This window comes from Pectobacterium brasiliense (genome assembly GCF_016950255.1).
Taxonomy (GTDB): Bacteria; Pseudomonadota; Gammaproteobacteria; order Enterobacterales; family Enterobacteriaceae; genus Pectobacterium; species Pectobacterium brasiliense.
In genome coordinates, this window is sequence record NZ_JACGFN010000002.1 from 51946 (window position 1) to 63605 (window position 11660).

The following is an 11660-nucleotide window of genomic DNA, read 5'->3' on the forward strand; positions in this document are numbered from 1 at the left end:
GAATCAAGCTAAAACGTGGCGGGCAGATGTTTTATGTTATCTGTCACTTAATGGAGGAAAGTATGTCTACAACCCTTACCCCTCAAGAAAGCGCCCTGTTACCGCACATTGAGAACTGGATTGCCGAGCAGAGTGATTCACTGATTAATGAACTGGCGACATGGATTGCCATTCCCAGCGTGAGCCGTGCCGATCTTGCGCAGCCGGGTGCACCATTCGGCTCCGTATGCGCTCACATGTTGGATACCGCGCTAACGCTGGCAGATCAGGCCGGGTTTCGAACCGAACGGCATGAAGGCTACGCGGGTTCGGTAATTTACGGTGAGCACGACGAGGATATCGGCCTGATAAGCCACCTTGATGTCGTCCCCGCCGGTGAACATTGGACGTATCCGCCGTTTGCGCTAACGCGCCATGGTGATTTTCTGATTGGTCGCGGCGTGGCTGACAATAAAGGCCCTGCGATCCTCAATTTGTATTTGCTCAAGCTGGTGCGCGCGCTGAATCTGCCCCTGCACCACAACCTGCGTATCGTGTATGGGCTGGCGGAAGAGACCGATATGGCCGATCTCGTCTGGTTTGCCCAACATGGGCCCGTGCCACGTCTTTCTCTGGTCACCGACGGGAAGTTTCCAGTGAACTATGCGCAGAAAGGACAAATCACATTCCGGCTACACATTGCCGACGCAGGCGTACTGGCGAACCTGACAGCGGGCAATGCGGCCAACAGTATTCCAGCCACCGCATATCTCACCCTCCCCGATGCACCTCGCGATCTCACAGTGGATGGGCTGCGCGGTTTGGGCGCGGGACGCATTACGCTAAGACCCACCGAACTTGGGCTAACGATACACGCGCAGGGTATTGCGGGTCACGCTGCGTTCCCCGATGGCACACTCAGCGCCGCCATCGTGCTACTCGACGCGCTACGCGAACTGGATTTGCTGCCAGAACGGGAACGTACGCTGGCCACGCAGTTACAGCAGATTTTCACCTCTCCCCATGGTGAGGGCATTGGTCTGGCCCAGGAGGATGAGCCGTCAGGTAAACTGACGTTGAACGCCGGTCTGTGGCAATCCACTACGTCCGGCTCACTCACCCTCCTTGCCGATATGCGTTATCCGGTGACGCTGGAAGGAAACACCATCATAACGACCTTGCGCGATGGGCTTGCCACGTTGACAAACGACATCACGCTGGTAGACGGTTGGCGCGATGTGCCCCCATTTTATCTGCCTGAAGAGGACAGTACACGACAGCTCTTGCAGCAAAGCTGGCACGATGTCACAGGGCGCACAGAGCCGGCCTATTCCATGGGGGGCGTCACCCATTCCAAAGTGCTGCCGCGGGCGACTACGTTTGGCCCAGGCTATCTACGTACTGAGGATAACAGCCCAGATTTCCTGCCTATCGGCCACGGCTTACCGCATGGCGCTGACGAAGTGATTCATCTGCCGTCGCTGCTGGCAGCGCTGCCAGTCTATGTGATTGCACTCATACGACTGGACGCGGCACTGCATGCGCAAAATCAGGAGAAGCCTTCCCATGCTCGTTGATGACAACACAACAGCCTTTGTGTTGATACATGGCGCCTGGCACGGTGGCTGGTGCTGGTCACGCATCACTGAGCGGCTTACCGCCGCAGGTTTCGCCGCCGCCGCGCCGACGCTCGCCGGGTTGGCCGAACGCCGTGGCGAGCTATCGCGTGGCATAAACCTGTCTACGCACATTCACGACATTATCGATACAATCCAGCAACAGGGTTGGCAAAACATCACGTTGGTCGGACACAGCTACGGCGGATTTCCCGCCACGGCTGCCGCATATCAGTTGCCTGACGTCGTCAGCCATCTGATTCTGCTGGATGCTTTTTTACCCGCACCGGGTGAGAAGTTACTGGATCACGCGCCCGACCTTATCGCCGCCTACCAGACGCAGGCAGCACGCGACCCCGCGTGGCACATTCCCCCGCTTCCATCGCTGCTGTTTGGCGTGAATGAAGCCGACCGCGAGTGGGTCGATGCTCACCTGACACCGCAGCCGGTAAACACCTATTTTGAATCAGTAGCCTTACCTCCCGCGCCACCGACACTGAAAAAGACCTATATCCGCTGCACGCGCGCGGCGGGCAACTACCTCACCACCTCGATACAACGTGCTCAGACCGATCCAAGCTGGCATTTTCTGACGCTCAATAGCGACCACGATGCCATGATCGATGCGCCTGACGCGCTAACAACACTACTGACATCAGCGTTGACAACCCGCACGCCTCTGTGATTAGACTCAATCCTAAGCAGGCTAACTTAAGGAAAGGGTTGATGAAAATTACCGACGTGCGCGTGATTCTCGCGAATCGATATATGTTTGTTGAGGTCACCACCGACGAGGGGCTGACGGGCATTGGCGAATCCGGTGCCTGGGGATTTCTCGATGCCTCCAAAGGTGCCGTCGAGGCATTGCGCACGTACCTGATTGGGCAGGATCCGTTGCGGATCGAACACCACTGGCAATATATGTACCGCTGCTGGCATTTCCGCGGTGCCGCCATCATGGGTGCTATCAGCGCCATTGATATCGCTCTGTGGGACATCGCGGGCAAGTATTACGATACGCCGGTTTATAACCTGCTGGGCGGCCGCTGCCGCGACAAGGCGCGTGTTTATGCCCACGCGGGCGGGCGCACTACCGAAGAAACCATCGCCAATCTGAAAAAAGCCAAGGCCGACGGTTTTACCGCGATTGGTCACCTCACGCCTTTTCTGGATGAATCGCGCGATACCCCCTACTTCACTACTCACGCCAAAGAGATCGGCGAAGCCATCGAGCGCATCGGCCTCTATCGGGAAGCCGTCGGTAACGATGTCGATCTGTGTATCGAAGTCCACCGTCGCCTAAAGCCCGCCGATGCCGTGGTGTTCGCACGCGGCATTGAACCGTTTTATCCCTATTTTATTGAAGACCCTATCGGCGCGGATAACTTCGATTCGATGGCGGAAGTGGCCGACAAAATTAATATTCCTATCGCCACCGGTGAGCGCCTGAATAACCCACAAGAGTTCGCGATGCTGATTCGCCGCAACGCCGTCGCCTATGTGCGCCCTGACGTCTGCATGTGCGGTGGGATTACCGGAGCGAAAAAAGTGGCCGCTCTGGCAGAAGCCAACGATTTGATGGTGGTGCCACACAACCCGCTCAGCCCAGTGTCTACCGCCGCCTGTTTGCAGATCGCCGTCAGCATTCCGAACTTTGCGCTGCTGGAATATCCGGGGGATGACCAGCCGGCACTGTCGGAAAAATTTGGTGCGACCGGTGTAGAGAACGGCGTGCGGAAAAAAGACGTGGTGAAGAACACCTTCAAATGCGTGGATGGATTCATGGAGATCCCGACGCAATCCGGCATCGGTATCGAGCTGGCGGACGATCTGGAGAACCGCTTCCCTTACCGCCGTCGCGGCCTGAAAACCCGACTGCACGTCGACGGTTCCGTCGTCGATCAATAAAGCACACCAATAGGTCGTGGCGCGTCACTGATAGCGCCACGACCTGTCAAATCAGTATGCCGTTGGTCAATAACCAAGAATGAGAAAGCATAGCGAAATTATTGCTATGCCCTTTCGCTGGTAAAAAAACCGGGAAATACTGCAATACTCATCCGCTTAATGATGAGACAAATGCCATCACCCCAGATTCCACGCCCTACGGCGAGGTACGCCACTGCCCAACACGGTTTTTTTCTTGCCTAACACTTATATTTATCTGGAATGAGATAAGGCGAAAAGAACTAATTTCGCTATAAGTATTTCGCTACTCTGCATGAGCGAAATATATCGCCTCGATTAAAACTCAATCACCAAGGTAATTATAATGAAACGTTCACTTCACCAGGTATTCATGGCGATCTCGCTGATTAGCGCCTCCTTTTTCAGCCAGGCCGCCGACACACAAACCTCGACATGGCAACACATCAAACAGACCGGTGAGTTACGCATCGGTGTGGCACAGGGCGAGCCCTGGTATTTTAAAAATCCATCAACCGGAGAATGGGATGGCATCGGCTATAACATCGGTAAAGAGCTGGCAAACGATCTGGGGGTCAAGCTGGTGACGGTGGAAACCACCTGGGGTAATGCCATCGCCGCCTTACAAACCGGTCAGATCGATACCATGCTGGTGCTCGACCCGACGGAAGAGCGGAAAAAAGCGGTCGATTTTCCTGAGCAGCCCTTCTTTTGGTATGCGCAAGGTGTGTTGATTCGTGATGGCATTACGGTGACCAACTGGGACGACCTCAATCGGGAAGATGTTAAAATCGGCGTCACGCTGGGCTCCAGCCCGGACCTGATTCTGACCAAACGTCTGCCAAAAGCGCAGTTGGTGCGTTTCCCGAATATGGATGAAGGCGTGGCCGCGTTCTATGCGGGCCGGGTCGATGCGCTGTCCTATTTCCACCCTGCTCTGGCGCTGCAACAGGCTAAAGTCGGCAAGGGCAATTTGATTCTGCCGAAGCCGATTATTGAGGTCAGCACCAGCGGAGCAACCCGTAAAGAAGCCGATCAGACCTTCCATAACTTCCTGAATGACGAGTTTGCCAAGCTGTATCAATCCGGCAAGACGCAGCACTACTATGAACAGGCTCTCAAACTGCGCGGCGTGGACGTCAGCAAAGTGCCGTCGGTCATTAAAGAAGACTGGAAATAAGTCGGAAACGGTTAAAGCGACAGCCCTGAACGGAGTCAGGGCATCTGCATTAGCGGGGTCAGCAGCGCGGCGACATCCTGACAGTGTTCCAGTTCGGATAACGCCGCCGTTGCCTCCGCAACCGTTGTTGGGGCAAGCCGAGGCGAGAGATTCTCCGCAAACTTCGCCATGATGCGGCTTTCCGCCAGCGGGTGTTCTGCACAGCCGAGGGGAAACGCAATGCGCTCACCACTCACAACACTTCCCCGCGTGACGACATCAACCTGCAGCACCGGCCGACGCGCCTGCGCCATCAACTGGTCAAGTTCGGGAGAAACCTCAACGTGAACCTTATCGGCCAACGCCAGAAGTTCCGGGCTGGTTAAGGTGTCGTCCGCACTCCAGCGGTGGCGCGGAATGCGGTAGGCCAGACACGCCAGCGCAAACGGCAGGCTGAATTGCGCATCTGTCGCATTTTTCGGCCGCCTATCCATGAAATCAGCGGCCAGCCTCTGGCTGCCTTTGACCCGAATCCGATCAATAGCCTGCGGCGACAGCGCCAGATCGTGCTGGACGCGTTCGAAGGATTCCAGTGCGGTATGTATCCAGCGGCAGGCCGGATACGCCTTAAAACTGGCGTGCTGGATCGCCCACTCCTCTCCCAAGCCAGCAATCAATGCCGCTTCATCAAAGCGATCAGACCCCATCATGCGCCAGAATCCCTGCTCGCCGGACAGCACATCTCTTGGGCCGATAATTCCGCTGCGATGTAGCTCTACCCCACGGACGCCCGCTTCTGCGGCTGGCGCGTTGTAATCCTTAAAGGAAACCAGCGGTCGCTGCTGCCAGTTGTATTTGTGCAAACTGGGCAACGGCGTCAGCGACGCCGCCAGACCGATGGCGTTCTCTAACCCTGTGGCGTCACACCCTGTGAGCAATCCGTAGGCCACTGCCGCCCCGATAGATTCATGCTGGCACACGCCATAAACCTGCTGAAAACGGGCAGGACTCGGCTGCTGAGACTGAATGATCCGGCCATTGATTTCATACGCCGCAGCCAGCGCGCAGATCAGCGTTTCGCCGTCGATCGGGCGCGTACCGACTGCCGCCAGCGCGGCGGCAACCAGCGAAGCGCCGGGGTGCCCCATGCCGCGTCCGGCAACCTCATAACCATCATCGTAATCCAGCGCATTAATCGCCGCCGCATTCAAAAATGCCGCGCCGATGGCCGCCAACGGCGCGCCACCGTCCAATACCGGGCAATTGCCCGCCGCATAGTGCAGGCAGGTGACACGCGCGCAATCCCGCACCACCTGACTACTCGCACCGGCAATGCCACAGCCCAGACTGTCGATAAAATGCAGCACGATTTTTCGTCTTAACGCGGCGGGAATGTCCTGAATCGTCAGTCGATGGGCAAAGGTCGCGAGGCGCAACGTCAGAGGGAGTTCAATAGCGTAAGACATCGGTAACCGTCATTCTTTTATAAATAAAAGGAATATTAGCACCACGTTTTATTATTTATTTATCATTTTTTCGACCTGCTAAGATGCATCGGTTCTAACAAAATAAGAAACCTATTTCCTAATTACGTTGTTTCCAGGGGCTCTGCATCTATGTCTTATCAGTGGGATTTTTCCGCCATCTGGCCCTATCACCAACTGCTGCTGGAGGGGCTATGGGGAACGATAAAGATCGGTGCCACCAGCATCCTGATCGGGATGGTGGCAGGCATGGTGCTCGCCGCCATGAAAATGTCGCCCCAGCGGCTCTTGCGCCTGCCCGCCGCGATGTTGATTGGCTTTTATCGTAATACGCCCGCGCTGGTGCATTTTTTCTGGATTTACTACGCCCTGCCCGTCATTACGCCCTTAACGTTTTCGCCTTTCACCGCCGCCGTGATCGCGCTGTCCGCACAGTCCAGTGCCTTTTATGCCGAAGTTTACCGTGGCGCGATCTCTTCTATTCACACGGGACAATGGGAAGGGGCAAAAGCGCTGGGCATGTCGAAATCAACGGCACTGCGTCGGGTCATTCTTCCTCAGGCGTTACGCCGCATGATCCCACCCTTTATTGAGCGCTCGTTTGAACTCATTAAATCCACCTCTCTGGCGTCATCACTAGCTTATAGCGAGTTGCTTTATCAGGCGATGCAGATCAACAGCCAAACCTACCGACCGCTAGAAGTCTACAGTCTGGTGGCGGTGATGTATTTCACCCTGCTGCTGCTGATTAGCCTGTTCAGTCAACATATTGAGAAACGGCTGTCGCTGACCGATCGTCGGCTCGCGTAAGGAACATCATGCACTATCAATGGGATTTCTCGCTGGTCTGGCACAACCTTCCCGTGCTGCTGAAAGGCCTAGGCGTTACGCTCGAACTCTGGCTGTTAGCCGGTGTGTTGGGCACCGCTCTGGGGCTGGTTCTCGGTCTTTTTCGCGTATTTGGCAAACGCTGGCTGTCGCTGCCCGCCAGATGCTTTGTCGAAATCTTCCGTAATACGCCCGTCCTGATCCAACTGATCTGGTTTTATTACGCTTTTCCTGTTCTGGTCGGTATACAGTTCAGTACCTTTGCCGCCGCCGCGCTGGCTTTAACGCTGTATAGCGCCGCGTACTGTACGGAAATTTTCCGCGCGGGGCTGCAATCCATCGACCACGGACAGTGGGAAGGCGCAAAAGCGTTGGGCATGCGGCAGGCGGTGATCCTGCGGCGTGTGGTTCTGCCACAGGTGTTACGCAATATGCTGCCCGCCCTCACCAACCGGATGATCGAGCTAGCCAAGGTGACCTCACTGGCCTCCATTCTGGCCGTCAACGAACTGATGTATCAGGGGCGGCTGCTGAGCAGTACCTATTATCGCCCGCTGGAAATCCTGACGGTGGTGGCGCTGCTCTATTTCGTTTTGATCTGGCCGGGGAGCTACCTTGCCGCACGACTTGAACGTCGTTTCCGTTCAACCCCCTAGCCCCAGCGCCACAGGATTGCTATGAGTGAAACTATGACTTTGAATGAAAACAGTACTTTGAATGAAAACAGTACGTTGAGTGGAAATGAAGCGCTGAATGACGATATCGTCCTGCGCATTCGCGGGCTCCAGAAACGCTTCGGTGCCGTTGAGGTCTTGAAGGGGATCGATCTCGATGTACGCCGCGGCGAAAAAATTGCCATCATCGGCGGTAGTGGGTCGGGAAAAAGCACCCTGTTGCGCTGCCTGAATTTTATGGAGATCCCCAGCGCCGGCACCATCGAACTCGATGGCGTGGTACTGGGAAAAACCAATGCACAAGGCCAGCGTGATTATCCCGAAAAGCAGCTGTGCGCCGTGCGGGAACGCGTAGGCATGGTGTTTCAGCAATTCAACCTGTTTCCCCATCTGACCGTGCTGGAAAACGTGCGTGAAGCGCTGGTGTCAGTGAAGAGGATGCCGCGACAGGACGCCGATGTCATCGCCAAAGCCCAGTTGGAAAAGGTCGGGCTGAGCAACAAGCAAGAAGCCCGTCCCGGCAGCCTGTCCGGCGGTCAGCAGCAGCGGGTGGCAATTGCGCGTGCGCTGGCGATGTCACCGGAAGTCATGCTGTTCGATGAACCGACATCGTCACTGGATCCAGAACTGGTGGGCGAAGTGCTGCACACCATCCACGCGCTCGCGGAGGAAGGCCGTACCCTGCTGTTAGTCACCCATGAACTGGGATTCGCCTATCACTTCGCCGACCGCGTTATCTTTATCGAAAATGGCGTGATCCATGAAATGGGCAGCGCCGAGCAGGTGCTCAAAAATCCGCAGCAACCCCGTACCCAAGCCTTCCTTGCTCGTTTTGCTGAGCGAGCATTTTAACTCATCATTCAGGAACAGCACGATGCAACCCACCTTATCCAGCCAGAGCAGTCAGGCCTATTTGCAGGATCCGCGTAACAACGACGTACAAGTGTATGTGAATGGGGAGTTTGTACATCGCGACAATGCGGTGGTGTCGATCTTTGATTCCGGCTACGTGTGCGGCGACGGCGTATGGGAAGGCTTGCGTCTGGTTAACGGCCGCCTGATTGCGCTGGATGCACATCTGGATCGTCTGTTTGACGGTGCCGCCGCGATTCAGTTGGATATCGGCCATAGCCGGGAAGCGCTGACCGATATCCTCTATAACACGCTCGCCATCAACGGCATGACCGATGGCGCGCATATTCGCCTGATGATTACCCGGGGGAAAAAGCATACGCCGAATCAGGATCCCCGCTTTATTATCGGCGGTGCCACCATCGTGTGCGTGGCGGAGTATAAAGTCGTCGATACGGCGGCGAAAAAGCGCGGGCTGACGCTGTTTACCTCCACCTACCGCACCAGTACGCCAGACGTCTTCGATCTGCGGCTGAATTCGCACAGTCGACTTAATCTTATTCAGGCGCTGCTACAGGCGTTGCAGGCCGGTGCCGATGAAGCGCTGATGCTGGATCCGCACGGTTTTGTCGCCAGCTGTAACTCCACCAACTTTTTTATCGTCCGTCGCGGTGAACTGTGGACATCATCAGGCCGCTACTGCTTCAACGGTATTACCCGTCAGACCATTATCGATCTCGCGCAGGCCAACGGACTCACGGTCAAGACGCAGGATTTTACGCTGGCAGAAGCCCTTACCGCTGATGAAGCCTTTGTCACCGGCACGTTGGCGGGCATCACCCCGGTAAAAGCGCTGGATGGCCGGCCGTTTAGCGCTGAACACCGCCCGGTTACCGAGCAGCTCAGCCGCTGGTATGAGGCGTATCTGCATGCGCAGTGATTGAGGCGCTACGTTCAACAACGAATTGATTCAACGAATATTAACCGTTAGAAACATTTCATGTAACCTAAGCGCCATTTTTTCAAAAGAGCAGGTCAGGGAATGAAAGCCGTAAAGTTACTGTTTGGCATCCTACTACTGAATATGGTCATAGGGGTCAGCACGGCTATCGCCGCCCCAGACGACACCTTACCCCCTTTTGACGCGGGTAAAACGCTGGCGCATCCGATTATTTCGGGCGCACGCGACAGCAGCGCCCTTCTGGTTTTCATTCAGGAAAACCAGGTGGTCAACGGCTATTACTGCTTCTGTAGCGAAGAGGATAAGAGTGCCGATCACCTTCCTCACCTGCTCGGTACCTTCCCCGATTCCACCATTGAATCCGTGTTTTATGTCGACGTAGACCAGACTGGTCAAATCACGTTGGTATTGAGTAAAAGCCACGGCAAGTTCGCCCTGCGCGGTTGGCGTTACATTGAAGACGGCAGCTATATTCCGGTACGGAGTTTACAGCCGGTTCTGGACAAGCTGGTTCGCGAGAATAAGGATCTCAATGCAACGTCGATAAAACGCGCCCTCACCAAGCTTCCGCCTTATGACTACAGCGCGCAGTACCCTAAGTTCGATAATCATGATTTCGATAACATCGACTTTACTCAGGGCGACGTTGTCGGCTGGTATCTTGACGATGGCACACCTTCTCATGCTGCGAAGCAGCCAGCAGACAACGTCTACGCCTATAAAAAAACCTTCGCGGAAAAAGACGGTTTATTTCTTACCGTAACCTTCCGTCGCGTGGAAGACAGCGCAACACCTGGATTTCGCGCGACAGCCATCAGTTGGCAAGCTGACCCGGCTAAATTCAGCGGCAGCGAGAATGGGCCTTATGTCTATTACTCGCCGCAATATGGCTTAGTAAAAGGTTTTTTCCTGCATGGCGTTCCTGACGGAAAATGGACCACCGTCGGCGAGAACTTCGGCAGTTCAGGTAGCTATGTCGCGGGACAACAGCAAGGCCAGTGGACCATCAGCGATGGGCAAGAAACGGCAACGGGATTGATGAAAAACGATGAGCGTGAAGGCCGCTGGGAGATCGCCGACGACATGGATGGCAATACACCAGAGCTAAGTGGCTTCGATACTTATCTCAATGGCCAGCGTCATGGCCCCAGCGAGCGCCGTCTGGCCGGCGTGCTGCGCTCGAAGGGCGATTATGTTGATGACCAGCCTGAAGGCATATGGATCACCGAAAACGGCGAAGGCCCGTTTGTGAAAGGCGTGGCTAACGGGATGTGGAAACTCAAGACGGCTGACGGCGAAATCCAACAGGTCGAACTGATCGCTGGCGTAAAGCAGGGGGAACTGCGCTGGAGTGATAAGCAAGGCCGGCTGACACAAATCATTCATTATAAAGATAATCTTCCTCACGGTGTGTACCAGAAGTTCAACGCTGCCGGAAAAATGGTTTATCAGGCTGATTATGTCATGGGCAAACTGGAGGGTCGTGAAATCGAATATTATGACGATGGCACCACTGTGCGCGCCGATCGAGGCTACCGCAATGGCGAACTCGACGGCCCGAATATCTATAATTTCCCCGACGGAAAACCGAAGTCCATATCAACCCTTGACCGCGGTTACGAAGTCGGACTGATGCAGGAATTTACCGCCACTGGCGTCAAAATTATCGAACGCAATTACTGCCCTCTGTCGATGAGCGGTCGTGGCTACTGCGGTAAACAGCAAACCTTCAACCCGGACGGCACGCCCCTCACCGAAGCCGATTATCTGTTCAACCGCCAGCAAACCAATAACACCTGGTATGCGAACGGTCAGCGTCAGGATGAAACGCGTATCGGTACCGATGACAGCTACACCCAAATCAGCTATTACCCTAACGGTCAGATGCAATGCATTAGTCGCGCGCAGGGTTTCAAACCGTTGGTGGTCGATGGCAAAGAGTACAAAGATTATCAGGGCGCGCTGCGTCAGGGCGAAAGCGCCTGTTATTACCCCGATGGCAAAGTCAAAAGCAGCGGAGTCTGGAAAGACGGCAGGCTGACCACCGGCTGTGAAACCCGTTTCGATGAGAACGGAAAACAGACCGCCCCCGGCCCTAAAGGCTGCGTGCCCCCGAAATGGGAGTATGAACGCTGAGATCCCACACAGGAGAAACGCTCAGTCATCGATGATTCTGCACGG

Annotated in this window: 10 protein-coding genes; 9 read left to right on the top strand and 1 reads right to left on the bottom strand. The window is 55.4% G+C overall.

The window, feature by feature from the left end:
- Positions 1-62 precede the first annotated feature (62 nt).
- The 4 genes from H4F65_RS14820 to H4F65_RS14835 all read left to right on the top strand — a co-directional run bounded on the left by H4F65_RS14820 (position 63) and on the right by H4F65_RS14835 (position 4701).
- Positions 63-1556, top strand: coding sequence for a Sapep family Mn(2+)-dependent dipeptidase (locus tag H4F65_RS14820; protein ID WP_010278006.1), 1494 nt, complete (start codon positions 63-65; stop codon positions 1554-1556).
- Entirely contained in the window at positions 1546-2280 is a 735-nt protein-coding gene (locus tag H4F65_RS14825) for an alpha/beta fold hydrolase (RefSeq protein WP_010278008.1), read from the top strand. Before H4F65_RS14820 ends, H4F65_RS14825 begins: the two co-directional genes overlap by 11 nt.
- Positions 2281-2321: 41 nt before the next feature.
- On the top strand, positions 2322-3503 hold the full coding sequence (locus H4F65_RS14830; RefSeq protein ID WP_010278017.1) for a mandelate racemase/muconate lactonizing enzyme family protein: 1182 nt from the start codon (positions 2322-2324) through the stop codon (positions 3501-3503).
- 364 nt (positions 3504-3867) lie between these two features.
- Positions 3868-4701: a transporter substrate-binding domain-containing protein gene (locus H4F65_RS14835; RefSeq protein ID WP_010278662.1), complete on the top strand. Its 834-nt coding sequence runs from the start codon at positions 3868-3870 to the stop codon at positions 4699-4701.
- A 35-nt stretch (positions 4702-4736) separates the two neighbouring features.
- On the opposite strand, the gene H4F65_RS14840 is transcribed toward H4F65_RS14835, so the two are convergent.
- On the bottom strand, positions 4737-6146 hold the full coding sequence (locus H4F65_RS14840) for an MmgE/PrpD family protein (RefSeq protein ID WP_010278665.1): 1410 nt from the start codon (positions 6144-6146) through the stop codon (positions 4737-4739).
- A gap of 150 nt (positions 6147-6296) precedes the next feature.
- Here H4F65_RS14840 and H4F65_RS14845 point away from each other — a divergent pair, with 150 nt between their 5' ends.
- The 5 genes from H4F65_RS14845 (at position 6297) to H4F65_RS14865 (ending at position 11615) form a co-directional block, all read left to right on the top strand.
- Complete coding sequence (locus tag H4F65_RS14845; protein WP_010278669.1) at positions 6297-6974, top strand: amino acid ABC transporter permease; 678 nt, start codon at positions 6297-6299, stop codon at positions 6972-6974.
- A gap of 8 nt (positions 6975-6982) precedes the next feature.
- Positions 6983-7648, top strand: coding sequence for an amino acid ABC transporter permease (locus H4F65_RS14850; RefSeq protein WP_010278672.1), 666 nt, complete (start codon positions 6983-6985; stop codon positions 7646-7648).
- A gap of 21 nt (positions 7649-7669) precedes the next feature.
- Positions 7670-8518 (top strand): amino acid ABC transporter ATP-binding protein, encoded by an 849-nt coding sequence (locus H4F65_RS14855; RefSeq protein ID WP_010278675.1) that lies wholly within the window; start codon positions 7670-7672, stop codon positions 8516-8518.
- A 22-nt stretch (positions 8519-8540) separates the two neighbouring features.
- A complete protein-coding gene (locus tag H4F65_RS14860) occupies positions 8541-9458 on the top strand; it encodes an aminotransferase class IV (protein ID WP_010278678.1) in 918 nt (305 codons plus the stop codon).
- 102 nt (positions 9459-9560) lie between these two features.
- Positions 9561-11615: a toxin-antitoxin system YwqK family antitoxin gene (locus H4F65_RS14865; protein ID WP_010278681.1), complete on the top strand. Its 2055-nt coding sequence runs from the start codon at positions 9561-9563 to the stop codon at positions 11613-11615.
- The last annotated feature ends 45 nt before the right edge of the window (positions 11616-11660 follow it).